This is a genomic window from Geothrix sp. 21YS21S-2 (assembly GCF_030846775.1).
In the GTDB taxonomy this organism is placed as follows: Bacteria; Acidobacteriota; Holophagae; order Holophagales; family Holophagaceae; genus Mesoterricola.
In genome coordinates this window covers 589,219-613,233 of the sequence record NZ_CP132910.1, presented here as the reverse complement: position 1 = coordinate 613,233, position 24,015 = coordinate 589,219, and the positions used below count along the sequence as shown (strand labels likewise).

At 67.5% G+C, this 24,015-nt stretch carries 23 protein-coding genes; 7 read left to right on the top strand and 16 right to left on the bottom strand.

What is annotated here, in order from left to right; all coding sequences use genetic code 11:
* The first annotated feature begins 9 nt into the window (after nucleotides 1-9).
* The 3 genes from RAH40_RS02780 to RAH40_RS02770 all read left to right on the top strand — a co-directional run bounded on the left by RAH40_RS02780 (nucleotide 10) and on the right by RAH40_RS02770 (nucleotide 3,470).
* Complete coding sequence (locus tag RAH40_RS02780) at nucleotides 10-1,926, top strand: fumarate reductase/succinate dehydrogenase flavoprotein subunit (protein ID WP_306600548.1); 1,917 nt, start codon at nucleotides 10-12, stop codon at nucleotides 1,924-1,926.
* A gap of 12 nt (nucleotides 1,927-1,938) precedes the next feature.
* Nucleotides 1,939-2,721: a succinate dehydrogenase/fumarate reductase iron-sulfur subunit gene (locus tag RAH40_RS02775; protein ID WP_306600547.1), complete on the top strand. Its 783-nt coding sequence runs from the start codon at nucleotides 1,939-1,941 to the stop codon at nucleotides 2,719-2,721.
* A 185-nt stretch (nucleotides 2,722-2,906) separates the two neighbouring features.
* Nucleotides 2,907-3,470 (top strand): hypothetical protein, encoded by a 564-nt coding sequence (locus RAH40_RS02770; RefSeq protein WP_306600546.1) that lies wholly within the window; start codon nucleotides 2,907-2,909, stop codon nucleotides 3,468-3,470.
* 10 nt (nucleotides 3,471-3,480) lie between these two features.
* Here the strand turns inward: RAH40_RS02770 and RAH40_RS02765 are convergent, their stop codons facing one another.
* Together RAH40_RS02765 and RAH40_RS02760 are read right to left on the bottom strand one after the other, a co-directional pair.
* The gene (locus tag RAH40_RS02765) at nucleotides 3,481-4,647 is read right to left on the bottom strand and encodes a CapA family protein (RefSeq protein ID WP_306600545.1); all 1,167 of its coding nucleotides are present in this window, start codon (nucleotides 4,645-4,647) and stop codon (nucleotides 3,481-3,483) included.
* A 49-nt stretch (nucleotides 4,648-4,696) separates the two neighbouring features.
* Nucleotides 4,697-5,563, bottom strand: a complete 867-nt coding sequence (locus RAH40_RS02760) for a radical SAM protein (protein WP_306600544.1) — start codon at nucleotides 5,561-5,563, stop codon at nucleotides 4,697-4,699.
* Nucleotides 5,564-5,737: 174 nt separating this feature from the next.
* Between RAH40_RS02760 and RAH40_RS02755 the strand changes: the two genes are divergently transcribed.
* Both RAH40_RS02755 and RAH40_RS02750 read left to right on the top strand, forming a co-directional pair.
* Nucleotides 5,738-6,868 (top strand): saccharopine dehydrogenase family protein, encoded by a 1,131-nt coding sequence (locus RAH40_RS02755; RefSeq protein WP_306600543.1) that lies wholly within the window; start codon nucleotides 5,738-5,740, stop codon nucleotides 6,866-6,868.
* Entirely contained in the window at nucleotides 6,802-7,170 is a 369-nt protein-coding gene (locus RAH40_RS02750; RefSeq protein ID WP_306600542.1) for a hypothetical protein, read from the top strand. Before RAH40_RS02755 ends, RAH40_RS02750 begins: the two co-directional genes overlap by 67 nt.
* On the opposite strand, the gene RAH40_RS02745 is transcribed toward RAH40_RS02750, so the two are convergent.
* Genes RAH40_RS02745 through sucC form a run of 6 tightly spaced genes read right to left on the bottom strand, consistent with a single transcriptional unit; the run spans nucleotide 7,121 to nucleotide 11,462 of the window.
* A complete protein-coding gene (locus RAH40_RS02745; RefSeq protein ID WP_306600541.1) occupies nucleotides 7,121-7,573 on the bottom strand; it encodes a tetratricopeptide repeat protein in 453 nt (150 codons plus the stop codon). The two genes, RAH40_RS02750 and RAH40_RS02745, sit on opposite strands and share 50 nt — an antisense overlap.
* A 50-nt stretch (nucleotides 7,574-7,623) precedes the next feature.
* Nucleotides 7,624-8,184, bottom strand: a complete 561-nt coding sequence (locus RAH40_RS02740; protein ID WP_306600540.1) for a 2'-5' RNA ligase family protein — start codon at nucleotides 8,182-8,184, stop codon at nucleotides 7,624-7,626.
* Between the two features lie 27 nt (nucleotides 8,185-8,211).
* Entirely contained in the window at nucleotides 8,212-9,006 is a 795-nt protein-coding gene (locus RAH40_RS02735; protein ID WP_306600539.1) for a phosphatase PAP2 family protein, read from the bottom strand.
* Nucleotides 9,006-9,887, bottom strand: coding sequence for a succinate--CoA ligase subunit alpha (gene sucD / locus RAH40_RS02730; RefSeq protein ID WP_306600538.1), 882 nt, complete (start codon nucleotides 9,885-9,887; stop codon nucleotides 9,006-9,008). The genes RAH40_RS02735 and sucD overlap by 1 nt, the downstream gene beginning before the upstream one ends.
* A gap of 22 nt (nucleotides 9,888-9,909) precedes the next feature.
* Complete coding sequence (locus RAH40_RS02725; RefSeq protein ID WP_306600537.1) at nucleotides 9,910-10,308, bottom strand: hypothetical protein; 399 nt, start codon at nucleotides 10,306-10,308, stop codon at nucleotides 9,910-9,912.
* Complete coding sequence (gene sucC, locus RAH40_RS02720) at nucleotides 10,305-11,462, bottom strand: ADP-forming succinate--CoA ligase subunit beta (protein WP_306600536.1); 1,158 nt, start codon at nucleotides 11,460-11,462, stop codon at nucleotides 10,305-10,307. Before sucC ends, RAH40_RS02725 begins: the two co-directional genes overlap by 4 nt.
* 120 nt (nucleotides 11,463-11,582) lie before the next feature.
* Between sucC and RAH40_RS02715 the strand changes: the two genes are divergently transcribed.
* Entirely contained in the window at nucleotides 11,583-13,130 is a 1,548-nt protein-coding gene (locus RAH40_RS02715) for a type IV pilus twitching motility protein PilT (protein WP_306600535.1), read from the top strand.
* Between the two features lie 155 nt (nucleotides 13,131-13,285).
* On the opposite strand, the gene RAH40_RS02710 is transcribed toward RAH40_RS02715, so the two are convergent.
* Genes RAH40_RS02710 through RAH40_RS02700 form a run of 3 tightly spaced genes read right to left on the bottom strand, consistent with a single transcriptional unit; the run spans nucleotide 13,286 to nucleotide 15,422 of the window.
* The gene (locus tag RAH40_RS02710; protein ID WP_306600534.1) at nucleotides 13,286-14,281 is read right to left on the bottom strand and encodes a polyprenyl synthetase family protein; all 996 of its coding nucleotides are present in this window, start codon (nucleotides 14,279-14,281) and stop codon (nucleotides 13,286-13,288) included.
* 3 nt (nucleotides 14,282-14,284) lie between these two features.
* Nucleotides 14,285-14,782 (bottom strand): YajQ family cyclic di-GMP-binding protein, encoded by a 498-nt coding sequence (locus tag RAH40_RS02705; RefSeq protein ID WP_306600533.1) that lies wholly within the window; start codon nucleotides 14,780-14,782, stop codon nucleotides 14,285-14,287.
* Nucleotides 14,772-15,422, bottom strand: a complete 651-nt coding sequence (locus tag RAH40_RS02700; RefSeq protein WP_306600532.1) for an NUDIX hydrolase — start codon at nucleotides 15,420-15,422, stop codon at nucleotides 14,772-14,774. The genes RAH40_RS02705 and RAH40_RS02700 overlap by 11 nt, the downstream gene beginning before the upstream one ends.
* 50 nt (nucleotides 15,423-15,472) lie before the next feature.
* Between RAH40_RS02700 and RAH40_RS02695 the strand changes: the two genes are divergently transcribed.
* Entirely contained in the window at nucleotides 15,473-16,096 is a 624-nt protein-coding gene (locus tag RAH40_RS02695; RefSeq protein WP_306600531.1) for a hypothetical protein, read from the top strand.
* On the opposite strand, the gene RAH40_RS02690 is transcribed toward RAH40_RS02695, so the two are convergent.
* The 5 genes from RAH40_RS02690 to RAH40_RS02670 form a co-directional block, all read right to left on the bottom strand.
* The gene (locus tag RAH40_RS02690; RefSeq protein ID WP_306600529.1) at nucleotides 16,097-16,813 is read right to left on the bottom strand and encodes an AraC family transcriptional regulator; all 717 of its coding nucleotides are present in this window, start codon (nucleotides 16,811-16,813) and stop codon (nucleotides 16,097-16,099) included.
* A 121-nt stretch (nucleotides 16,814-16,934) separates the two neighbouring features.
* Nucleotides 16,935-18,347, bottom strand: coding sequence for an alanine racemase (locus RAH40_RS02685; RefSeq protein ID WP_306602276.1), 1,413 nt, complete (start codon nucleotides 18,345-18,347; stop codon nucleotides 16,935-16,937).
* A gap of 5 nt (nucleotides 18,348-18,352) precedes the next feature.
* Nucleotides 18,353-19,576 (bottom strand): mandelate racemase/muconate lactonizing enzyme family protein, encoded by a 1,224-nt coding sequence (locus RAH40_RS02680; RefSeq protein WP_306600528.1) that lies wholly within the window; start codon nucleotides 19,574-19,576, stop codon nucleotides 18,353-18,355.
* Nucleotides 19,577-19,597: 21 nt separating this feature from the next.
* Nucleotides 19,598-22,546 (bottom strand): carboxypeptidase regulatory-like domain-containing protein, encoded by a 2,949-nt coding sequence (locus tag RAH40_RS02675; protein WP_306600527.1) that lies wholly within the window; start codon nucleotides 22,544-22,546, stop codon nucleotides 19,598-19,600.
* A 168-nt stretch (nucleotides 22,547-22,714) separates the two neighbouring features.
* A complete protein-coding gene (locus RAH40_RS02670; RefSeq protein ID WP_306600526.1) occupies nucleotides 22,715-23,905 on the bottom strand; it encodes a mandelate racemase/muconate lactonizing enzyme family protein in 1,191 nt (396 codons plus the stop codon).
* Between the last annotated feature and the right edge of the window lie 110 nt (nucleotides 23,906-24,015).

Below are 24,015 nucleotides of genomic sequence, written 5' to 3'. Positions count from 1 at the left end.
GGCATGACCATGGAACTGAAATCGAACTGCCCGACCGGACCCATCGCCGACCAGTGGGACAAATACCGCTTCGACCTGAAGCTGGTCAACCCCACCAACAAGCGCAGGTACAAGATCATCATCGTGGGCTCAGGCCTCGCCGGCGCGGCCGCCGCCGCGTCCCTGGCCGAGCTGGGCTACGACGTGCACTGCTTCTGCTACCAGGACAGCCCGCGCCGCGCCCACTCCATCGCCGCGCAGGGCGGCATCAACGCCTCCAAGAACTACCACAACGACGGCGACAGCACCTTCCGCCTCTTCTACGACACCGTCAAGGGCGGCGACTTCCGCGCCCGCGAGGCCAACGTCTACCGCCTCGCCCAGGTGTCGGTGAACATCATCGACCAGTGCGTGGGCCAGGGCGTGCCCTTCGCCCGCGAATACGGCGGGCTCCTGGACAACCGCAGCTTCGGCGGCGCCCAGGTGAGCCGCACGTTCTACGCCCGTGGGCAGACGGGGCAGCAGCTGCTGCTGGGCGCCTACCAGTCCCTGGAGCGCCAGATCGGCCTGGGCACCGTGAAGATGTACACCCGGCACGAGATGCAGGAAGTCATCGTGGTCGACGGCGTGGCCAAGGGCATCGTCACCCGCGACATGGTCACGGGCAAGATCGAAAGCCATGTGGCCGACGCGGTGGCTCTCGGCACCGGCGGCTACGGCAACGTCTTCTACCTGGCCACCTACGCCAAGGGCTGCAACACCACGGCCATCTGGCGCGCCTACCAGAAGGGCGCGGCCTTCGCCAACCCCTGCTACACGCAGATCCACCCCACCTGCATCCCCGTCACCGGCGACCACCAGTCCAAGCTGACCCTCATGTCCGAGAGCCTTCGCAACGACGGCCGCATCTGGGTGCCCAAGAAGCAGGGCGACAAGCGCGCCCCGGGCGACATCCCCGAGGACGAGCGCGACTACTACCTCGAGCGCAAGTACCCCTCGTACGGCAACCTCGCCCCCCGCGACATCTCCAGCCGCGCCGCCAAGCAGGTCTGCGACGAAGGCCGGGGCGTGGGCGACACGGGCCTGGGCGTCTACCTGGACTTCAGCGACGCCACCAAGCGCCTGGGCGAGAACAAGATCCGCGAGAAGTACGGCAACCTCTTCGAGATGTACGAGCGCATCACGGGCGAAGACCCCTACAAGGTGCCCATGCGCATCTACCCCGCCAGCCACTACACCATGGGCGGCCTGTGGGTGGACTACAACCTCATGACCACGATCCCGGGCCTCTTCTGCATGGGCGAGGCCAACTTCTCCGACCACGGCGCCAACCGCCTGGGGGCCTCGGCCCTCATGCAGGGCCTCGCCGACGGCTACTTCGTCCTCCCCGCCACCATCGGCGGCTACCTGGCCACGATCAAGCCCGGCTCGCGCATCACCACGGACCACCCCGCGGCCAAGGCCGCCGAGGAATCCGTGCGCGCCAAGAACAACAGGCTCCTGTCCGTCAACGGCAAGGAGACCCCCACCGAGCTGCACCGCGCGCTCGGGAAGATCATGTGGGAGAACTGCGGCATGGGCCGCACCGAGGCCAGCCTCAAGAAGGCCCTCCAGGAGATCCCCGCCCTCAAGGAGCGGTTCTGGAAGAACCTGAAGGTCCCCGGCAGCATGGCGGACGTGAACCAGTCGCTGGAACTGGCCGGGCGCGTCGCCGACTTCATCGAACTGGGCGAGCTCATGTGCCTGGACGCCCTGGAGCGCCGCGAGTCCTGCGGCGGCCACTTCCGCGAGGAATGGCAGACTCCGGACGGCGAGGCCCTGCGCGACGACGAGAACTTCTGCCATGTGGCGGGCTGGGAGTACACCGGCGACGGGAACGCCCCCAAGCGCCACGTGGAAGAGCTCCAGTTCGAAAACGTCCACCTCGCTACCCGCAGCTACAAGTAAGGAAGGCAGGCCATGGAAAAGCACATCAACGTCAAGCTGCACGTATGGCGCCAGAAGAACGCCGCGGACAAGGGCCACTTCCAGGATCTCGAGGCCAAGAAGGTCTCCACCGAGATGTCCTTCCTGGAAATGCTCGACGTGGTCAACGAGGACCTCATCCACAAGGGCGAGGAGCCCATCGTCGTCGACCATGACTGCCGCGAGGGCATCTGCGGCGCCTGCAACCTCGTCATCAACGGCCGCCCCCACGGACCCAAGGAACGCACCACCACCTGCCAGCTGCACATGCGCAGCTTCCAGGACGGCGACGACATCACCATCGAGCCGGTGCGCGCCGACGCGTTCCCGGTGATCAAGGACCTGATGGTGGACCGCTCCGCCTTCGACCGCATCATCGCCAAGGGCGGCTTCATCAGCGTCCCCACCGGCAGCTGCTGCGACGCCAACGCCCTGCCCGTGGCCAAGGAGAACGCCGACCTGGCCATGGACGCCGCCGCCTGCATCGGGTGCGGCGCCTGCGTCGCGGCCTGCCCCAACGCCAGCGCCATGCTCTTCGTGGCCGCCAAGATCAGCCACCTCGCCCTGCTCCCCCAGGGCCAGCCCGAACGCTACACCCGCGCCCGGGCCATGGTGAACCAGATGGACGCGGAGGGCTTCGGCACCTGCACCAACCACGGCGAGTGCGAGGCCGCCTGCCCCAAGGGCATCACCCTCGACAACATCGCCCGCATGAACCGCGACTACATCAAGGCCAGCATCACCTACCGTCCCGAAAGCGCCACGGGCGGATTCTAGCCCCGGCGGACCGACACCCCCGGCCGTCCGCTTTGGCGGACGACCGGGGGTGTTCGTGTACCGCCGGGCTTCTGGCGTTCGGCCGCCACTGCGCCGGAGGCCTGTCGAATGAAATCGTTAAATAAGAATTCTATTGTGTGAACGTTTTTGTATATGCTTAAACGTAAATATACCTAGGAGGTCCCATGTTGCCCGTGTTGCTCCTCAGCGCACTCCTTCAGGCCGCCCCCGCACCCCAGGCCAAGCCGGCGCCTGCGCAGGCGCCCCAACCCTCCTTCAAGGTCAACGAGGTCCGCCCCGGCCTGTACACGGGTGGGCTCATGACCTACGAGACCCTGTCCGGGCTCAAGAAGCTGGGGATCCAGACGGTGCTCCATCTCCGCCCGGAGAAGGAGGCGCTTTCGCTGCCCGCCACCGAGCGGGTCGCCGTGGAGGGCATGGGCCTGACCTACGCGCACTCCCCCGTCACCCCCCAGTTCGAGGACGAGGAGTTCGACGCCGTCCGCAGGGCGATCAAGGCCATCGACCTGAAGAAGGGCGCGATCCTGCACTGCTTCAACGGCAACCGGGCCTCGGCCTCGCTGCTGACCTACTTCGTCCTGGACGAGAAGCTGCCCCTGGACCAGGCCCTGGTCCTGGCCCGCAAGGGCGGGCTCACCCTGGTGGCGGCCGAGAACGCTGCGCGCTTCTACATCAGCCGCAACGGGGGGCCGGCCTACGTGGAGCAGGCGGGAGCGGTCAAGCACTAACGGCGTCCGCTCACGGCCTCCCGCCCACCACGACCGCCGCCCCGAGGATCTCCGCGGCCCGGGCCCGGCGCAGGTAGAGGGTGCGGAGGTATTCCTGCTGCTCCACCACCTTCGCCTTGTCCATCGGCTCAGCGGCCCGCAGGCGGTCCAGCTCGCCTTCGGCCTGGGCCAGCGTCGTGCTGAGGGGAATCACCTCGATGGAGCGGACCTTGGTCTTCCCCGCGTTGCGCTCCTGCCAGTTGTTGCGGGTCCACAGGGGCTCGCAGCGTGCGTCCTCAACCCGCACCGGCTCGGAGCCGTCCGCAAGCTTGAGCTTCACGAACCGGCAGCGGAACAGGACGCCGTCCCGGCTGTCGCCCCCGGCCACGGGGAAGAGGTCGGCCCGGTACATGCGGTCCTGGTTGGAGATGAAGTTGCCCAGCGAATAGGCCACGACGGTGCGGCGGGGGCCGGTCTCCAGCACCTCCACGGCCTGGAGCACGTGGGGGTGGTGGCCCAGGATGAGGTCGGCACCGGCCCGGGCCAGGCGCCGGGCCACGTCCTTCTGGCGCGGCAGGGGCGCGTGGAGGTATTCGGCACCCCAGTGGATGCTCACCACCACGGCGTCGGACTGGGCCCGGGCGGCGGCCACGGCCCTTTCGGCTTCGGCGGGGTCGAGGGAGCGCACCCAGGGGCTTGCGGCCTTCTGGTTGAGGTTGACGTTGAAGATGTCCGTGAAGGCCAGGAAGGCGATCCTCAGGCCCTTCACCTCCAGGATCCGCGGCGCCTCGGCCAGGGCCCGGGTGGGTCCGCTGCCCACGGCGGGGAGGCCGGCGGCCTCCAGGCGCTCGAGGGTTTCCGCCAAGCCTTTGGGCCCCTGGTCGAAGGCGTGGTTGTTGGCGGTGGAGACGATGGTGAGGCCGGAAGCCTTGAGGGCGGCGGGCAGGTCCTCGGGGGCGTTGAACTGGAAGGGGCGGCCGGGGCGGCCGGTCCTCGGGGCGATGGGGGTCTCCAGGTTGGCGAAGGCGATGTCCGCCTGTTTGAAGAGGGGCGTGACCTCCTTCCAGAGCTCGGTAAGGCTCCCCGCCTGGACGGCGGAGGTCTTGACGTCCTGGTGCATGAGGATGTCCCCCACCGCCACCAGCTCCACGCGCGCCAGTTCCTCGGCAAGGCGGCCGTCGGGCGTGCCCGGGGCCACCGGGGCGCGGCTCCCCAGGGTCAGGGCCAGGAGACCGGCCAGGAGCAGTCTAGGCGGGACCGTAGAAGACCTCCACCGGCAGGCCTGGCACTCCGTCCATCACCTTGGCAGCCAGCAGGTCCAGGTCGCGGGCCGGCAGGGGCCTGGCCTCGGGCTCGGGCGTGGGGCGCGCCACGGTGTAGAGCTGGATGGCCTGGAGGGTTCCCCGTTCCCGCACGGTCCGCAGGCACTGCAGGTAGGCCTCCACCTCGCCGTCGGAGGGGCCCTTGCCCCGCCATTCCAGGAAGAGGGTCTGGATCACGATGGGCCAGCGTTCCGCGGTGGCCCCCAGGTTGTCCAGGATGCGTGAGAAGGGCACCTTGGAGCGGTTCACCTCCCGGTAGTAGGCTTCCGTCCCGGCGTCCAGCTTGGCCCAGATCTCGCCGTTGTTGGCCATCAGGAGGCCCAGCCCCTCGACGATCTCGGGCGCCTGGAGCCGCGAGGAATCGGTGATGAGGACCAGCTTCACGTCCTGGAGGCCCTTGCGGGCCTTCAGGGCGGCGATGCGCTCCACGGCCCGGGGGAACTCGCGCAGGGTCGTGGGCTCGCCGTCCCCGGAGAAGGCGATGTCGTTCAGGCGCCGGTGGCGTTCGTCGGCGGTGTGGAAGGGGGGCGTGGCGAAGAGCTCGCCGGATTGCGTGAGGTCCAGCAGCACCTCCATCTCGCGCTCCAGCTGGTCCAGGTCCACATCCCTGCGCCGGGCCGGCGTGGCGCGGTCCACTTCGCAGTAGACGCAATCGAAGTTGCACACCTTGTCGGGGTTCAGGTTCACGCCGAGGCTCACGCCCTTGCTGCGGCGGGAGATGACCGGGTAGCAGTAGTCGAAGTCCTGCCAGCTGCGCCGATGGTCCAGGTGGGCTGTGACGAGCTCGTTCATGCCTGAAGGATACTACGGGTCTCGCGTCCGCCCTTCGCTTGGGCGGGCAGAGACACAGACCGCCGTGGACCGGTCCCTCCAACCGGTGTGACCACATCATTAAAATTTGGCAAAAGCCTTCATTCCCTTGAGGTAGTATGGATTTACGAAAAAAATATTACGGGAGGGCTTCATATGAAGAATATTTGCGTGCTCGGCGCCGGCCGCGTCGGCGCGACCATGGCCCTTGACCTCGCCCGGGACGGGGAGTTCGACGTCACCGTGGCCGATCTCTCGGAAAAGGCCCTGGCGCGGCTTTCGTCCAAGGGCCTCAAGGTCACCGCCCGCGACCTCTCCCGGCCCGCCGAAGTGACCGCGGCCATCCAGGGCGCGGACCTGGTGGTGGGCGCCGTGCCCGGCTTCATGGGCTTCCGGACCATGAAGACCGTGCTGGAGGCCGGCAAGCCCATCGTCGACATCTCCTTCTTCCCCGAGGACCCCTTCCTCCTGGACGGCCTGGCCAAGGAGAAGGGGCTCATCGCGATCATGGACGCCGGCGTGGCCCCGGGCTGCGACAACTTCATCGTGGGCGACCTGCAGCGGCGCCTGGACTCCATCAGCAACTTCGAGTGCTACGTGGGCGGCCTCCCCGCCATCCGCACCTGGCCCTTCGAGTACAAGGCCGGCTTCAGCCCGGTGGACGTGGTGGAGGAGTACACCCGCCCCGCCCGCTACGTGGCCCACGGCAAGGAGATCGTGATGCCCGCCCTCAGCGAGCCCGAGCTCATGGACTTCCCCGGCGTGGGCACCCTGGAGGCCTTCAACACCGACGGCCTGCGCTCCCTCATCCACACCGTGGACGCCCCCTTCAAGAAGGAGAAGACCCTGCGCTACCCCGGCCACATCGAAAAGATGCGCATGCTGAGGGAAGCCGGGTTCTTCGGCCTGGAGCCCATCGACGTGGGCGGCGTGAAGGTGGCCCCCATGGACCTCACCACCCGGCTCCTCTTCCCCATGTGGCAGATGGAGGAGAACGACGAGGACTTCACCGTCATGCGCGTCATCGTCGACGGCATGAAGGACGGGAAGCCCGAGCACCACGTGTGGGACCTGCTGGACCGCTACGACCGGGAGACGAAGATCACCTCCATGGCGCGGTCCACCGGCTACTCCTGCACCGCCACGGTGCGCCTGGTGGCGGCGGGGCTGTTCACCCGCAAGGGCATCGCGCCGCCGGAATACGTGGGCAAGGTGGAGGGGTGCTGGGAGTTCATCCGGAAGGATCTGGCCCGCCACAACGTGAACTGGATCGAGACGAGGTCCTGACCGGGTTAGGAGTCGGCCTGGCAGGTCGCACCTGCCACGCCAATCAGCTCCTGCCCGATGCCGCCACCAACCGCCTGGTCGGGGTCCGCCAGGAGACCTCCACGGGCAACACGCTGGTGACGTTCAACAACCTGGCCACCGGCACCCAGCTCGGGTTCCTGTCCCTTCCCGGCGCGTCCAACGCCTCCATGCGCATGCTGCGCTTCGGAAAGCGGGGGCTCGCCATTGTCTCGCACGTCTACAGCGAAACCCTCAGCCGGCTGGACCTGTTCGAATCGGACCTGCTTTCGGCCTTTCCATGAGGCGGGCCCGCTCCAGCAGGGCCTGAGCCCGGAGCGGGTCCTTCCCGCCGCCCTGCCCTTCCCTGAGCATCCCGGCCAGCCGGATCATCGCCTTCGGGTGTCCCGCATCGACCGCCCGCTCCAGCCAATGCCGCCCGGACGCATCATCCCGGTGGAGATCGGCCTCGCCCCCCAGATACTGGGCAGCCAGCTGGAAGCAGGCCTCCGGGTCCCCGTCCCGGGCCCGGTCGATGAGGTCATGGGTCGCCCGGGTGTAGCGTTGGCCACGGTCCCGCAGGCGATACCCCAGGATCAGGAAGATGGGGGCCACCGGCAGGAGGATCCAGAAAGGGTTGTCGTGTTCGCCCGGAAGGCCCCGCGCGGCGGCGAAGGCGGCCCACAAGCCCAGAAGGGCGAAAGCCACGCCGGCAACGAGAAGAGACACGGTCAGGCGCGGCGCCCAGCGCCCTGGCTTCAAGGCTCGCCGGCCGCCGCCGGCCGTCCCATCAGGGGGAACCGGTCGCAGGGCTCGTAGCGGGGGCCGATCCAGTCGAACAGCGTGAGGTTGCGCACCTCGAAGGAGAGCCGCAGGTCCTGCTGCAGGACCAGGTCCACGGCCTGGCCGTAGGTGCCCCTGGCGGCATCCCCCTGGGCCAGGGTGACGTGGGGCACCCAGCGCTCGGGGTGGTACAGGGGCGGGATCTGGCCGCCCCGCTTCGTGAGCTCGGCGCAGACGGCCTGGTGCAGCTCGAACAGGACGGGGGTCTTCACAACGGGGGCGTAGAGGATCCGGGCCGGAGCGCCGAACAGGCCGATGCCGCTGGTCTCCAGCATGAAGGGGGGCATGGACTGGGAGACCCGCTCCAGGAGATCCTTGACGTCGTGGTGGGTCAGCTGGTCGAAGGCGAGGAGGGTGACATGGGGAAAGGGGACCTTGTGGACCCCTGACAGGCCGAACTCCGCTTCCAGCAGCGACCAGATCCCCCGCACCCGGCTGGCGGCCGGGTCATGAAGAACCAATGCGATTGTGGACATGGACAGAAGTATACCCGAAGGCCCGGGTCAGAACCGCGCGGTGAGCGTGAGGCCCTTGAAGCCGGGGGAAAAAGCCGGTGTGACGTTGAACTCCGCGCGGCCGGCCCGGGAGCGGATCCCCTGGTTCACCCGCACGACGGCTCGGCCCATGACGGTGCCCACCAGGGCGCCGGCTACCACATCCGAGGCGAAGTGATCCCGGGTGCCGAGGCGGGAGGCCCCCACCAGGCCGGCGACGCCGTAGGCGCACCAGCCCACCCATGGCTCGGCCGAACGCATGGACAGCACCGAGGCCATGGCGAAGGCCTGGGTCGCGTGACCGGAAGGAAAGGCATTCTGGTGGGAGAGGGGATGGAAATCGTGCGTGCCCTTCTCCTCCGCGGGCCGAGTCCGGCCGAGGCCGACCTTCAGCGGCAGGATCGCCACCTGGGCCAGCACGGTGGCCACGCCCATGTCCACGACGACCGAGCGGGCCTCCTCCTTGCCGAGAAGGGTGAAGCCCAGGTAGCCCGCGCCCATGAGGACGAGGCCGCCGGTGCCGCCGGGCTGGGAGAGGTTCTTGAAGAGCCTGTCCCGGGAGTCGGTGCGGTTGCGCCGCGAGGCATCGTCCAGGGTCGTGTCCAGGAGGAGGGCGGTGCCCACCACGGCCGCGGCGCCCAGGCCCAGGGCCTGCCAGTCGGAGGCGACCCAGGAACCCGGGGCCCGGGCCAAGGTCGTGGCGTCCTCCCAGGCCAGGCCGGGGAGCCGGGTGAAGTCGTCGCAACGGCTGGGGGTCTGGCTCCAGGCGACCGTGCCCGCGAGGGCCAGCGCAAGCGCCCGCATCAGGCCTTGGCCGCCAGGCGCTGGGCCATGGCCTTGCCCATGTCGGCGGGGCTCACCACCACGGTGATGCCCGCGGCCTCCAGGGCGGCCATCTTCTCCTTGGCGGTGCCCTTGCCGCCGCTGATGATGGCGCCGGCATGGCCCATGCGCCGGCCCGGAGGGGCGGTCTGGCCCGCGATGAAGGCCACCACGGGCTTGGTGACGTTGGCCTTGACGTAGGCGGCGGCCTCCTCCTCGGCGTTGCCGCCGATCTCGCCCACCATCACGATGGCGTGGGTGTCGGGGTCGGCCTGGAAGAGCTTGAGGCAGTCGATGAAGTTGGTGCCGTTGATGGGATCGCCGCCGATGCCCACGCAGGTGCTCTGCCCGATGCCCAGGGCCGTGAGCTGGCCCACGGCCTCGTAGGCCAGGGTGCCGGAGCGGCTGATGATGCCCACGTGGCCGGCCAGGTGGATGCGCCCGGGCATGATGCCGATCTTGGCCTGGCCGGGGGTGATGACGCCGGGGCAGTTGGGCCCCACGAGGCGCTGGCCGGGGTGCTCGGCCAGCACCCGGTTCACCTTGACCATGTCCTGCACGGGAATGCCCTCGGTGATGCAGACGATGAGCTCGATGCCCGCGTCCAGGGCCTCGAGGATGGCGTCGGCGGCCGCGGGGGGCGGCACGAAGATCATGGTGGCGTTGGCGCCCGTGGCCTTGCGGGCGTCCTTCACGGTGTTGAAGACGGGGAAGCCGTCCACCTCGGTGCCGCCCTTGCCGGGCGTGACGCCGCCCACCACCTGGGTGCCGTAGTCCCGGCAGCCCTTGGCGTGGAAGAGGCCTTCCCGGCCGGTGATGCCCTGGACGATCAAGCGCGTGGAATTGCCGAGAAGGATGGACATGGTTGACCTCGGAAGAAGGGGTTCAGGCGTCGTCGCGGAAGGAGTCGGGATCCGGCCCCGGCGCGGGCCGGGACGCGGGGATGCGGGAGTCCGGCAGCCGCGACTTGAGGGCGCGGAGCTCGGTGAGGTACTGGCGCTTGACGGCGTCGAGCTCCAGGTTCCTGCGGTACAGCTGCAGCACGAGGGCCGCCACCACCGCCAGGTTGAGCGGCACGGCGATCCACATGAGGAGCGGGGCGTGGAAGGTCGTCTTCTCCCAGTTGCCCGCGCCCACGATCCAGATGAAGAGCCACATCATGGGCAGGAAGCCCACGGTGACGTAGAAGAAGCCCCACCCGATGCGCCAGGCTCCCCGGTGCATCACGGACTGGTACTCGGCCCACTTGGCCTCGTACTCGGCCTTGGGATCGGCAGCGCTCATTGGATGGAGGCCACGACCTTGCGCGCCGCGTCGTCGAGGTTGGCGGCCACCTGGATGCGCAGCCCGCTCTCGGAAAGGATCTTCTTGCCCTGCTCGACGTTGGTGCCCTCGAGGCGCACCACCACGGGGATCGTCACGCCGATGTCCTTGGCTGCGTTCACCACGCCCGCGGCCACGATGTCGCAGCGCATGATGCCGCCGAAGATGTTGACCAGCACGGCCTTGACGCCGGGGTCCTGGAGGATGATGCGGAAGGCGTTCTTCACGGCCTCCTCGGAGGCTCCGCCCCCGACGTCCAGGAAATTGGCCGGGCTCGAGCCGTGGTGCTGGATGATGTCCATGGTGGCCATGGCGAGTCCGGCGCCGTTGACCATGCAGCCGATGCTGCCGTCGAGCTTGATGAAGTTCAGGCCGAACTTCGAGGCCTCGATCTCGGCATGGGCCTCCTCGTCGAGGTCGCGGTAGGCCACGATCTCCGGGTGGCGGAACAGCGCGTTGTCGTCGAAGGCGATCTTGGCGTCCAGGGCGCAGACGTCGCCCTGCACGGTGACCACCAGGGGGTTGATCTCGACCATGGAGCAGTCCTTCTCCACGAAGAGGCGGTACAGGTTCTGGAAGAACGCGGCGCCCTTCTTCCAGCTGTCGCCCTCCAGGCCCAGCGCGAAGGCCAGTTCCCGGGCCTGGTGGCCGGAGAGTCCCAGCGCGGGATCCACGGCGATCTTCACGATCTTCTCGGGGGAGTGCTCGGCGACCTCCTCGATCTCGACGCCGCCCTCGGTGGAGGCCAGGGCCGTGACCCGGCCGGTGGCGCGGTCCACCAGGAAGCTCAAGTACAGCTCCCGGGCGATGTCCACGGGGTCGGAGAGGAAGACGGTGTGGACCGTGCGGCCCTCGGCGCCGGTCTGCTTCGTGACCAGATTCATCCCGTTCATCTTCGTGAAGAGCTCGGCGGCCTCCTCTGGGGTCTTGGCGAACTTGACGCCGCCGCCCTTGCCGCGGCCGCCGGCGTGGATCTGCGCCTTCACGACGCTCTTCCCGCCCATCTCCTTCGTGATGGCGGCGGCTTCGGCCGCGTCCCGGGCCACCCTGCCTCCAGGCGTGGCGACGCCGTACTGCCTTAGTAGTTCCTTGGCCTGGTATTCGTGAATGTTCATCAGGTCTCCTGGAGCATGGCGCGGGTTGCGGATCGCCTAGTGTAGCCGGATCCTGGGTCTTTGTATCAACGAGTCCGGAGCCGGATTCGGCTAGACTGGGGGGGCCCCACGGAGCCCGCCATGCCCCAGTTGGACCGACTGCTGGCCCACATCACCCCGCGGGGCGGCCACCGGCTCCGCCTGGAACCCAACGCCCCGCCCATCCTGGAAATGGCCGGGGGGGTGGAGATGCCGCTCCTGGCCAACCCCCTGCCCCCGTCCATGGTCGAGGCCCTAGCCAAGGAGGTCGTGCCCACCGCCAAGGAGGCCGCGCTGGCCGCCACCGGCGAGGCCTACTTCGACCACGAGGCCGGCGGGGAACTGTACCGCGTCCTGGTGAGCCGCGGACCCCAGGGCACCCGGATCACCGCCGAGCCCTCCCGGGGCGCCGCCACGGAAACCCAGCCCCTGCCCCGGCGAACGAACCCGCCGGCCGCGCCGGTCACGGCGCCCCTCCCGGTCCCCGCGGCCCCGCCCCCGGGCCAGAAGGGCGGAACCCGCGCCCAGCCCATCTACGGCACCCACCCCATGGCGGAGGCGATGTTCCGGGCCCTCCTGGAGCGCAAGGGATCCGACCTCCACCTCAGCTCCTTCGAGGCGCCCATCGCCCGGGTTCACGGGGACCTGGAGGACCTCACGGACTTCGGGATCCTGGGCCCCACCCAGATCATGGAGATCATGGAGGCCCTGGCGCCCGTGGCCGCGTGGCGGCAGTTCGCCGAGAAGAGCGACGCCGACTTCGCCTACCCCTTCGAGGCCGGCGGCTGCCGCCTGCGGGTGAACTACTTCATGGACCGGGTGGGGCCCGGGATGGTGTGCCGGGTCATTCCCAACGAGATCCCGGACCCGGACAGGCTGGGCCTGCCCGACCCCGTCCGGCGCCTGGCGGGCCTCAACAAGGGCCTGGTGCTCGTCACCGGCCCCACCGGCTCGGGCAAGTCCACCACCCTGGCCGCCATCATCGACCTCGCCAACAAGCAGCGCGACGACCATATCCTCACCATCGAGGATCCCATCGAGTTTGTGCACGCCCGCAAGCGCTGCCTGGTGAACCAGCGGGAGGTGGGCACCCACACCGAGTCGTTCAAGTCGGGCCTGAGGGCCGCCCTGCGCGAGGACCCCGACATCGTCATGGTGGGGGAGATGCGGGACCTGGAGACCATCTCCATCGCCCTCGAGACGGCCATCACCGGTCACCTGGTCTTCGGCACCCTGCACACCTCCAGCGCCATCGGCACCGTGGACCGCATCGTGGACCAGTTCCCCGCGGACCGCCAGCAGCAGATCCGGGTGATGCTCGCCGACGCCCTGAAGTGCGTCATCAGCCAGGCCCTGCTCAAGCGCATCGGCGGGGGCCGCACCGCCGCCCTGGAGACCCTCTTCATCACGCCGGCCATCTCCAACCTCATCCGCGAAGGCAAGAACTTCCAGATCCCCAGCGCCATGCAGACGGGCCGCGCCTACGGCCAGAAGCTCATGAACGACGCCCTGGTGGAAATGATCCTGGCCAAGCAGATCGAGGCCAAGGAAGGGTACATGAAGTGCCCCGACAAGGAATCGTACATGAACGCCCTGAAGCGGGCCGGCATCGAGTGGGATCTGCGGGCCCACGAGGCGCAGCAGGGCTGACAGGCTGGCCTAGCCTTCCTCGGCGAACCTCGGCCCCCCGGCCTCCTCGGCGATGCATTCTGTTTCAGCCCTCTCCGGCGCATCTTTTTTTTGCGCCGCGGGATCGAGGAAAGAAAGGCATCGCCGAGGTAGCCGAGGTTCGCCGAGGAGGGAAATCAGCTGCTCCGGGCCAGCAGGATGTCCGGGATGTCCAGCAGGAGCCGCTTGGTGCCCGCGTGCCCCTCCACCTTCTCCAGCGCCGCGGTCGCGGCCTCCGAGGCGCGGCGGGCCAGGTCGCGCGTCTCGGAGAGCGCCTCGTGGCGCTCCAGGAGATCGCGCAGGGACTTCTCGTCGGCGGGCGCGATGGGGACCTTCTCGCCGTTCTCCCAGATGCGGGCGATGATGGGCCGGGCCTCCAGGGGGGCCCGCTCCATGAGGGTGAGCATGGGGAGGGTCAGCTTGCCTTCCCGCAGGTCCGAGAAGACCGGCTTGCCCATCTCGGCCTCGGTGGAGGTGTAGTCCAGGAGGTCGTCCACCAGCTGGAAGGCCCTGCCGATCTCCAGGCCGTAGCGGCGCAGGGCCTCGCAGTCGGCCTCGGGGCGCTTCGCCAGCACGGCGCCGGTCTCGGTGCAGCCGGCGAAGAGGAGGGCCGTCTTGCGCTCCTGGATGTCGAAGTAGTCCTTGCGGGTGGTGTCCAGGTTGAAAAGGCAGTCGTTCTGGATGAGCTCGCCCTCGATCATGCGCGTGGTGACGTCGGCCATGATCTCCAGCATGCGGAAGGACCTGCCGGCGATGGCCGAGGACATGGAGTGCAGGTAGAGGAGGTCCCCGAAGAGCACGGTGAGGGTGTTGCCCCAGAGCGAGTTGAGGGTCGGCCTGGCCCGGCGGGTCTGGGCGTGGTCGATGACGTCGTCGTGGATGAGGGTTGCGGTGTGGACCAGTTCGAAGACCACGGCGAACCGCACGTCCTCGCTGGATTCGACGCCGCAGAGGCGGCTGCCCAGGAGCACCAGGGCCGGCCGCAGGCGCTTGCCCTTGCCCGAGCCCACGTGCTCGGCCAGCCTGCTGATCACGGCCACATCGGACTTGAGCTTGCGCTGCAGTTCCTCCTCCACCTCGGCCAGCTTGCCGGAGATGGGCAGGAAATAGCGCAGCAGGTCGATGCGGGCCATCGTTCAGTTCCGGTAGTTCGTGAACTGGAGATCGAGCCCCTGGTCGTTCTTCTTGAAGAGGGCGATGGCCTCCTGCAGGTCGTCCCGGTTCTTGCCCGAGACCCGCAGCTGGTCGCCCTGGATGGAGGCCTGCACCTTGACCTTGGCGTCCTTGAGGACCTTCACCAGGCCCTTGGCCTTTTCGGAGGGGATGCCCTGGAGGATCTTGACCTCCTGGCGGCAGGTGCCCTTGGTGGCGGGTTCCACCTTGCCGAACTCCATGGCCCGGATGCTCACGCCGCGCTTGACCAGCTTGCTCTGGAGCACGTCCACCACGGCCTTGAGGCGCACCTCGTCGTCGCTGGCCAGGACGAGGACCCCTTCCTCCTTCAGGTCGATCTTGGAGATGGAACCCTTGAAATCGAAGCGCTGGCCGATCTCCTTCATGGCCTGCGTGACGGCGTTCTTCACCTCGTCCATGTCCACCTTGGAGACAACATCGAACGAACAATCACTGGCCATCAACCCCTCCGTGATCCTCCAATGTAGCATCCCCGTGACGATTTAGGTCCCTCTTGAGGTCCTCCCACCCCTCCCACAGGAACATGCGCAGAAGGGCCACCTGCACCAGCGCATGCTCGATGCGGCCGTCCCTCAGCATCGCCTCGGCCTCCACCCAGGGCACGGCCCATACCCGGAGTTCCTCGGAGGGATCCAGGTCCAGCGCAGCCTCCTGCCGGCAGCCCAGGGCCAGGAAGAAGTGGCAGCGGTTGTCCTGGATGGCGGGGTTGGGCAGGCAGCTGCCCAGGCTGATCCAGCGGTCCGGGGCGTGGCCGGTCTCCTCCAGCAGCTCCCGCCGTCCGGAGGTGCCCGGATCCTCGCCGGGGTCGCAGACCCCTCCCACCACCTCCAGCGTGCTCGCCCCGATCCCGTGGCGGAACTGCTCGACCAGGAGCAGTTCCCCCTCCCGGGTGAAGGCCACCACGTTCACCCAGTCCGGGCACAGGAGCCGGGTGAAGCCGTGTTCCCGGTCCGTGTGGGGCGAGCTGCGCTGGACGAGTATGTGCTGGAACAAACGGGTTTCACTTTTCACCTCCACGACCTTGTCGAGCCAGGGACGGGAGGGATCGAAACCGGGGGAGTGCTGGGCGAGTAGGCGCATGGGACCAGTCTAATCTTCATTCCAGGTCGGGTTGGTGCTATGGTTCCGCCATGGACTTCCCGCGAGCATCGATCCTGGCCCTGGCGGCGGTGTTGCTAACCGGCTGCGGCTCGGAGGATCCCCGCCTTCCGGAAAAATTGTATGAAGAAGCCATAGAACTCAACCGGCAAGGGCGGAACCAGGAGGCCCAGAGCCTCATGAAGCAGCTGGCCTCCCAGTACCCCGAGTCCCCCAAGGGCCAGCAGGCCACCAAGGACCTCTTCACCCTGGAGGCCCTGCTCCGGCAGGACCTGCGGGACCGCACCCGGCAGCTCCACGGCACCATGAAGCGCATCTCGGACGCCCTCACGCGCTACAAGGGCAACCACGGCGAGTACCCGCGGTTCCTCTCCGCCCTGGTGCCCGAGTACCTGGAGCAGATGCCCGAGACCCCCTGGAAGCACCCCTTCTTCTACCGGCCCTACGTGACCTCCCCGATCATGGACGTCAAGGACCGCCGGGGCCGCGTGGCCCAGGTGTTCAGCTCCAAGCTCGACGGCTACCTCCTGGTGTGCCTGGGCGTGGACATGCAGGTGGGCGGCGACGACCTGGCCGCGGACACCTACGTGGTGAACGGCGAGTGGTACAAGGGCAGCGCGCCCCCGACCATCCCGACCCCCCAGCCGGTGCGCTGACTAGGACTTCATCCGCTTCGAGATGGCCCGCATATGGGAAGGCGTGACCCCGGTAACGGAGCGGAAGGCGCGGGTCAGGGCGCTGTGGTCATAGAAGCCGCAGTTCTGGGCGATCTCGGCGATGTTCTGGTCCGTGTCCCTCAGCTGGCGGGTCGCCTCGGTGAGGCGCACCTGGTTGATGAGCTGGCTGGGCGTGACCCGGAAGATCCTCTTGATGAGCCGCGCGAAACGGACCGGAGCGATGCCGCAGCGCGCCGAGAGGTTCAGCGGGGAGATGGGCTCGTCGAAATGGCACTCGAGGTGATTGAGAGCCTCGGCTAGGGTCGGAGGAATCTCCACGTGTTCACCCGGGGCCAGAAGGACGCGGCTGGTCGCGACCAGTCCGACGATCTTCCTCCCCTGGTCCATCAAGGGGATCTTCGTCATGAGGCACCACCCCGGCCGGCGGAAGGAGTACCAATCCAGCTCCAGGTGGTTGATGAAGGATTTCCCGGATTGCATGACGAGCTGGTCCTGGGCCTCGAAGATCGCAGCGAGGGCCTTGGGGTAGATGTCCCAAACCGTCCGGCCGTAGAGTTCGGACTTGTTCTTGAGGCCCACCCGGGCCACCAGGGCCTGGTTGACGCCCACATACCGGCCGCCGAGATCCTTGATTGCGAAGACAGTGTTGGGCTGCTGGTCGAAGAGTTCCTCGAATGCGGATTGGCCGGCAAACAAGGGCGTGACGTCAGGGAGGGCGTGCGGCAGGGGTCCCCGGTTCGGGGGCCCCGTGGGAGGCGCCGGACTGGGCCGGCCTGGATTCAAGGAGTTGGGGAGACTCATACGTTCGATGGTAGCCTTATTGATTGAAGAGGTCCTGGAATCGATCCCGGAGCTTCATGACGGTGACCTTCCCGTCCCCATCCACAAGGATCCGGGCCGGACGCGGAAACGCATTCGCGTTGCTGGCCATGAAGTGGCCGGAATAGGCTCCCGTGTCCCGGACGACCAGGGTGTCGCCGCGACGGGGGCGGCGGTGCAGGCTCGTCTTGAAGGGAGTGAGCAGATCTCCAGAGAAGCAGAGGTTGCCGGCGATGAAGGTCTCGAAGGGTTCGGACTCGGCCGGTCCCCCCAGAAGGTGCCACCGATTGGCCCCCCCTTCCAGGAGGGCGTCCGCATGGCTCGTGATGCCCATCTCCACGGCCACAAGGTTGTGGGCCGACGCGACGCGCCGGACCTGGGAGACCGTGCAGAGGGTGATCCCCGCGTCCTCCACGATGCTGCGCCCCGGCTCCACCATCAGTTCCGGTCCCTCCAGGGACGCCAGCGCCTCGAGGGTGCCCAGAGCCCGGCCCTCCACCTGGACCTGACCCTGGAGGATCGCCCGCAGCATCGCCGCCTTGGGCCAGGGGCTGTGGAAGGCGGTTCCGTGCCAGCGGGAGGCATCCAGGACGCCGTCCGCGCCCGCGCGCAGACCTCCCGTGGCCCCATTCCAGCCGAAGCCGTCCTGGGCGGCGAGGCGCCGGAGCAGGGTGTCCCAGGCCGGCCGGTCAAGGTAGTTGACGGGAAAGCCGCCCCCCAGGTTCAGGATGGAACATCTCCCCGTCCGGGCCTTCAGGGCCCGGGCCAGTTCCACCATGCGTCCCAGCACCGCGAGATAGGGTTCCGGGCGCGTCACCTGGGAGCCGATGTGGGCGTGGAGTCCCAGGAAACGAAGCGATGGGAAAGCGGAGAGGTTTTCCAGCAGATCCTGGATCTCGTTGATCTGGATGCCGAATTTCGACCAGGTGCCGCTCGTGAGGATGCTGGCCCCCGTCACCTCCCCCAGGGCGAAGCCCGAGAGCCTCAGGAGCAGGCGCGCCTGGCGTCCCTGACTGCGGGCCACAGCCTCCACCTGGGCCAGTTCCTCCACAGAGTCGGCCACCAGCAGCATGTCCTGGGCCACGGCCTCCCCGATGAGCCCGTCGTCCTTTGCGTTCCCGTTGACGTTCACGGCCTGGGCGGGGATTCCGGCCTGCAGGGCGCAGCGGACCTCGAAGGGCGAGGCGGCGTCGGCCCCTGCCCCGTCCTGCGCCACCGCAGCCAGCAGCGCCGGATGGCCCGAGGCCTTCACGGCGTAGCGGATCGAGCCTTGGGGATACAGGTCGCGGAAAACCCGGGCGAAGTCCCGCAGGTTGTTCCGGACCGGGGGAAGGAACGTGACGTGGAGCGGCAGGCCGTAGGCCTCCGGCCACGCCTCGGCGGAGCAGCCGAACCCCTCCCCCAGGTCCATGGGCCTCAAACTCGCTTCATCCGCTTCAGGAACGCCGGATCGATGTCGGCACCCAACCCGGGTTTCTCCGGCAGGGTGACGACGCCTTGGCGGACCGTCATTCCGTCGATGACCGGATCATCCCCGAATTCCAGGAAGGCATCGAGATCGGCGAAGGTTATGTTCTGGCGCGCCGCGTGGACATGGGCCGCGGCTGTCAGGCCGAGGCGGCTCTCGGCCATGCACCCGACCATGCAGGGGATGCCGGCGGCCTCCGCGATCCAGGAGATCCTGAGGGCGTTGCTGATGCCGCCGGATTTCATGAGCTTGATGTTGAAGTAGTCGCACGCCTGGGCGCGGATCAGCGCGAGGGCGTCATGGGGTGAGAAGAGGGCCTCGTCCGCCATGATCGGGATCGGGCTGGCGTTGCGAACATGGCGCAGGCCCTCGAGGTCCGAGGCCGCCAGGGGCTGCTCGCAGCACTGGATGTTGAACTTCTCCATGCGCCGCAAGGCCTGTACGGCCTGGGGGACGGAGTACCCCTGGTTGGCATCGATGCGGATGGTGCAGTCGTAGCCCACGGCGTCCCGGATGGCCTGGAGCCTGGCGACGTCCGGATCGGGTTCCGTCCCCAGCTTGACCTTGTGGATCCTGAAGCCCTTGGCGAGGTGGTCGCGCACATCCTGGGCCATCTTCTCCGGGGTGCCCAGGCCCGTGGTCCAATCGGTCTCGAAGGACGTCTGGTCCCCGCCCAGCAGCCGGAACAAGGGGAGGCCTGCGGCTTTGCCGAGCAGGTCGTAGAGGGCCATATCGAAGGCCGCGATGATGCTGGGGTTCGAATGGAGGTAGCCGCCGAACACCTTCTGGGCGCCCTCGATGGCCAGGGGGTCCCTGCCCTTGAGCAGGTCGCGCAGGTGGCGGGCCACATCAAGGTTGGTGGCCTGGTTGTCGCCCGTGACCGACTGGAGGGGGCTGGACTCGCCCAGGCCCACCAGCCCGGAATCCGTGAGGATCCGGATCAGGACCCCCTGGGTGCCCTCGATGACATCAAAGGCGATCTTGAATGGCTGGTTGAACTTCAGATCGAAGCAGTAGACTTCCACGTCCTTGATCTTCATCCGCCCCGTGACCTTCCGGGCTTCCGTGAGCGCGCGGGAGGCGGAGGCGGCAGGGAGGGCAAGGCCGCCGCTGGCCACTGCCAGGGCCCCTGCGCCCAGGGTCTTCAGGAACTCGTTGCGCGTGAAGGGCATGTCATACCTCGGAAAGGAGACTCAGAACTGGATCTTGACGCCCAGGGTGTAGCGCCGGCCCTGGACCCAGGCCCTTGACTGCTCGAGCTTCGGGTCCCGGTCGCCCGGATCGCCGGTGAAGGGCTGGGTGGCCGTCTCATAGACGTAGGTGGTCTTTCGGGTGTTGAAAAGGTTGAAGCAATCCACGAAGGGGGTCGCCTTGAGGCCCATGGGCAGGCTTACCTGGTAGTCCAGGTGCAGATCGAAATTCGTGATCCAGGGGGTGCGGCCGAACTGGCCCAGGCGCCCACCCGCCGGTGAAGCGGCGCCGGCCCCGGTGAAATCGCCGTGGTTGTCGAAGTGGCTGATGGGCACGCCACTGGTGGAGTCGCCGCTGAGGCCGGCGTTGAGGTCGTTGCCGGCCACCGTGAAGCGGTGGGAGGCCTGGAGCTTGATGGCGTGGGTCCGGTCCCCGATGAGGAGGCCCGAGCCGACCATGAAGGCGTTGTTGTAGGCTTGGCCTATGTTGGCAAAGCCCGCGGAGGTTGTGCTGGGGCTGGCGCTGTAGCTCACCCCCTGGTAGTTGCCGCTCAGGCGGGACCAGGTATAGCTGAACTGCAAGGCATCGCGGTCCGAGCGCTTCGCCAGGGAAATGTCGATGGATTTGTATTCGTTGTACATTTTCGGGTAGTGGGTATCGTTGACCGTGATCTTCTGGCCGCTGTTCTGGCTGCTGGGATCCGTGCGGGCGGTCCAGGATGCCGTCGGTCCGGGATTCCAAAGAATGCCCTGGCCGGGCCACTGGACGGGACTGCCGCCGATGAAGGCGCTCGCGACCCCGGAATCGTAGTAGTTGCCCTCCGTGTCGGCGAGGGCGGAGATCTCGATGGGATCCGTGAGCTTGCGGTATTTCGCATGCAGGCCCAGCCACCAGCCGCGGGACAGGTCCTTGTCGAAGCCGAATATCCATTCCGTGCGCTTGGGGAGCTTGATCCCATCCGCGACGGGGGCCGACTTCGTCTGGCCGCTGGAGTCCTGCATCAGGTCATAGCCATTGGGGTCGAGGATGATCGGCTGGCCGTTGTTGTAGGTGAAGGCGGTACTGGGGCCGAAGTAGCCGAATATTCGCTGTGTGAAGGTCTGGTCCCCCGCAAGGGCGACGGCGATGAAATTCGGCATGGCCTCGTAGTACACGGCATAGCTCGCCGAGAACTTGGTCCTGCCATCATTGGCCGGATCCCAGGTGAGGCCGAGCCTCGGCTGGAGGTAGTCCTTCCCCTTGAACGAGAGGATGGTCTGCCCACCCACCTGCCGGACGCTCTGGGATTCCATCCGGGCGCCGTACATCAACCGCAGGCCGGGCAACGCCTCCCAGATGTCCTGGGCGTAGAAGGCCGAGTATCTGGATTTACCGGTGGTCTTGCTGTGCAGTTCCACCACGTCGAGCATGGGCCATTCATTGGCGAGGACGTAGTACAGGAGCGGATACTGGCCATTCTCGCTCATGGGACTGAGAGGTCCGGTGGTGGTCTGGCCGTTGTGCACCGTGGCGTCGATCTGGCTGAACCCGAATTTGAAGGCATGCTGGTTCCAGAGCCAGGACAGATCGATGCGGGCCTGGTTGCTGGCGCTGTCGGTGGGGGCGGTGTTCACCACCCCCCGGCCGCCGCTGTAATGCGCGACCTTGCCCGCCAGTTCGGGGTGGGTCGCCGCGCCCGGTCCGCCGATGTAATAGTAGTAGTCCCAGACCGCCTGGGTGCGCTGGACGGACTCGGCCGAATAGGTGTAGTCGGTAGCGACCTTGACTGAGCCCACCTTGGCGGAGAGGAGGAGGTTCGAGGCGATGGTCCAATCGAAGCTGAGGCTCAGGTTGGTTACGGTGTCCCGCTGGTCCAGGCCCTGGTTCAGGGTGCCGCCCCCCTGGTAGATGGGATCCTGGTTGTTCTTGGTGACGTCGGTGGAAGCCGCGAAGGTGAACTGGACGTCCTGGGTGGCAAACCAGTTGATCTTGCCCAGGGCCTGCAGCCGGTCCAGGGTGGGCCTGCCGCCCACGAGTCCCGGGTCGTCATTGGGAAGGGGCCGCTGGCCCTTGGAGGATTCCGAATCCACCCCGGCAAAGTAGAAGAGCTTCTCCTTGATGACCGGCCCGCCCAGTTCGAAGCCGAAGTCGGTGCGCGACCTTGGCGGGTCCTGCTTCGCGAATTCGTTGCCCTTGGCAACCGCCTGGCAGCCGCCCGGGTCCCAGGTCATCCAGGCGCTGCCCCGGGTCGTGTTCGTCCCCGACTTCGTCACCACATTGACCACGCCGCCCAGGGCGGAGTATTCCGGCCGGAAACCGCCCGTCTGGACCTCGATCTGTTCGATGAAATCGGTCTTGAGGCCCGAGCTCTGGGTGCCGAACCGGTAGTCGTTGGTGTTCATTCCGTCGATGACGAACTGGTTCTCGGCGGCGGAAGCTCCGCTGATGTTCACCCCCGACACGCCCATCACCCCCGGGTTGTAGTCGGCGGAGGAGCCCGGAGCCAGGAGCGCGAGCGAATTGAAATTGCGGGTCTTGGGAAGGGAATCGATGGCCTTGCGGTCCAGGTTCAGGCCCTGGGTCGTGCTGGTGAAGTCCACGGTGCCGGCGGTCTCGACCACCTCGACGATCATTTCCTTCATCAAGCCGAGTTTCACATTGACCGTCTGGTCATTGTTGGTGGCCACGGACAACCGTGTCTGGAACCGCACGAAGCCTGGCTTGGCAACCTCCAGCAGCCATTCGCCCGGGTTCAGAAGGCCGAAGTGGTAGGTCCCGTTCGCCTGGGACACGGTGGATCGCCGCACCTGGCTGCTGGAAACCGTCACGGCCGCCCCGGCCACAGGCGAACCGTCAGGGGCGCGCAGGATCCCCGAAATGGCTCCGGTGGTCATGCTCTGGGAATAGGCTGCTGGACCGGAGGCGGCGAGGACCAGCGTTAGGAGGCCTAGCCTAAGGATGGATCGGCTCATGATCGAGGCTCCTGGAAAGCGTTCGCCGCAGGGACGGCGAGCAAGGTGGGGAACTTCAAATCAAAACAAGGGCTCGGGTTTTACCAATCATCAGAGAAATCGGGGTCTGCCGCTTGGTCCGCTGCCCGGGTTTTCCTGTGAATTTGATACAACCTTGCCCCTTCAAGGTCAGCGAACCCGTTCGAGTTTCCGGAGGAAGGCGGGGTCGATGTCGGCCCCCAGGCCGGGCTGCTCGGGCAGTGTCACCAGGCCCCCCGCGACCCGGATGCCGCCGAGGATGGGGTCCACGGTAAAGTCATAATGGCTGTCGAGGTCGGCCATGGTGATGGCCCGCCCGGCCCCGTGGACATGAGCTGCCGCCGTCAGGCCCAGGCGGCTCTCAAGCATGCACCCCACCATGCAGGGCACGCCTCCGGCCTCGGCGATCCAGGCGATCTTCAGGGCGCTGGTGATGCCTCCGCACTTCATGAGCTTGATGTTGAAGAAGTCGCAGGCCTCCTCCCTCAGGAGCCGGAGCGCGTCGGAGGGCGAGAAGAGGGACTCGTCCGCCATCAGCGGGATCGGGCTGACGGTGCGCAGGTACCGCATGCCCTCCAGATCCTTGTGGTCCAACGGTTGTTCACAACATTGAAGGTTGAACCGCTCCATGTGCTGGAGGGCATACCGGGCCTGGGGCACCGTGTAGCCCTGGTTGGCGTCAATGCGCAGCGTCACCGCGCCGCCCACGGCCTCCCGGATCGCCTGGAGCCGCGCGAGGTCCGCCGCGGGTTCCTGGCCGAGCTTGATCTTCAGGGTCCTGAACCCCTGGGCCAGGGACGCCCGGGCGCTCGCGGCCATCGCCTCGGGCGTTTCCAGGCCGATGGTCAGGTCCGTCTCGAAGGTGGTCGTGTCGCCGCCCAGGAGGCGAAAGACGGGGAGTCCCGCCGCCTTGCCGAGGAGATCCCAGAGGGCCATGTCGAAGGCGGCGACGATGGCGGGATTCGAGTGGAGATGGACGCCGATGAGTCCGAGGGTGCGCTCGATGGCCAGGGGGTCCTTGCCGATCAGGAGATACCGGATCTGCCGGGCGGCGTGGACCGCCGTAGCCTGGGTGTCGCCTGTCACCCGGAGCAGCGGGCTGGCTTCGCCCAGGCCCGTGAGGCCGGCGTCGGTGCGGATGCGGATCAGGACGCCCTTGGAATGGTCGAACGTTTCGAAGGCAACCGTGAAGGGTTCCTTCATTCTCAACTCGAAGGGGTAGATCTCCACGTCCCGGATCCGCATCCTGGCCGCCAGGGCCCTGGCTTCCGGCAGGACGCCGCCGCCCCCGGCCAGCGCGGGCAAGGGCGGCTTGGCCACCGCCCAGGCCAGGCTTCCCATGCCGAGCGTCTTCAGAAAATCCAACCTGGAACAGGTCATATCCAGCCCTCCCCGAGGCTTCATGTTCCGTGATGGCCCAGGGGCGGCGCTTGGCTGGAAGCCGTGCGGAA

Excerpts from the sequence above, each read along its gene's own strand:
- RAH40_RS02755 (WP_306600543.1), top strand. The coding sequence starts at position 5,738 with ATGAAGAATATTTGCGTGCTCGGCGCCGGCCGCGTCGGCGCGACCATG.
- RAH40_RS02685 (WP_306602276.1), bottom strand. The coding sequence starts at position 18,347 with ATGGACCTGGGGGAGGGGTTCGGCTGCTCCGCCGAGGCGTGGCCGGAG.
- RAH40_RS02760 (WP_306600544.1), bottom strand. The coding sequence starts at position 5,563 with ATGAACGAGCTCGTCACAGCCCACCTGGACCATCGGCGCAGCTGGCAG.
- RAH40_RS02680 (WP_306600528.1), bottom strand. The coding sequence starts at position 19,576 with ATGCCCTTCACGCGCAACGAGTTCCTGAAGACCCTGGGCGCAGGGGCC.
- sucD (WP_306600538.1), bottom strand. The coding sequence starts at position 9,887 with ATGTCCATCCTTCTCGGCAATTCCACGCGCTTGATCGTCCAGGGCATC.
- RAH40_RS02780 (WP_306600548.1), top strand. The coding sequence starts at position 10 with ATGGAACTGAAATCGAACTGCCCGACCGGACCCATCGCCGACCAGTGG.
- RAH40_RS02740 (WP_306600540.1), bottom strand. The coding sequence starts at position 8,184 with ATGTCCACAATCGCATTGGTTCTTCATGACCCGGCCGCCAGCCGGGTG.
- RAH40_RS02670 (WP_306600526.1), bottom strand. The coding sequence starts at position 23,905 with ATGGGAAGCCTGGCCTGGGCGGTGGCCAAGCCGCCCTTGCCCGCGCTG.
- RAH40_RS02775 (WP_306600547.1), top strand. The coding sequence starts at position 1,939 with ATGGAAAAGCACATCAACGTCAAGCTGCACGTATGGCGCCAGAAGAAC.
- RAH40_RS02770 (WP_306600546.1), top strand. The coding sequence starts at position 2,907 with ATGTTGCCCGTGTTGCTCCTCAGCGCACTCCTTCAGGCCGCCCCCGCA.
- RAH40_RS02710 (WP_306600534.1), bottom strand. The coding sequence starts at position 14,281 with ATGGCCCGCATCGACCTGCTGCGCTATTTCCTGCCCATCTCCGGCAAG.
- RAH40_RS02700 (WP_306600532.1), bottom strand. The coding sequence starts at position 15,422 with ATGCGCCTACTCGCCCAGCACTCCCCCGGTTTCGATCCCTCCCGTCCC.
- sucC (WP_306600536.1), bottom strand. The coding sequence starts at position 11,462 with ATGAACATTCACGAATACCAGGCCAAGGAACTACTAAGGCAGTACGGC.
- RAH40_RS02715 (WP_306600535.1), top strand. The coding sequence starts at position 11,583 with ATGCCCCAGTTGGACCGACTGCTGGCCCACATCACCCCGCGGGGCGGC.
- RAH40_RS02725 (WP_306600537.1), bottom strand. The coding sequence starts at position 10,308 with ATGAGCGCTGCCGATCCCAAGGCCGAGTACGAGGCCAAGTGGGCCGAG.
- RAH40_RS02695 (WP_306600531.1), top strand. The coding sequence starts at position 15,473 with ATGGACTTCCCGCGAGCATCGATCCTGGCCCTGGCGGCGGTGTTGCTA.
- RAH40_RS02675 (WP_306600527.1), bottom strand. The coding sequence starts at position 22,546 with ATGAGCCGATCCATCCTTAGGCTAGGCCTCCTAACGCTGGTCCTCGCC.
- RAH40_RS02705 (WP_306600533.1), bottom strand. The coding sequence starts at position 14,782 with ATGGCCAGTGATTGTTCGTTCGATGTTGTCTCCAAGGTGGACATGGAC.
- RAH40_RS02735 (WP_306600539.1), bottom strand. The coding sequence starts at position 9,006 with ATGCGGGCGCTTGCGCTGGCCCTCGCGGGCACGGTCGCCTGGAGCCAG.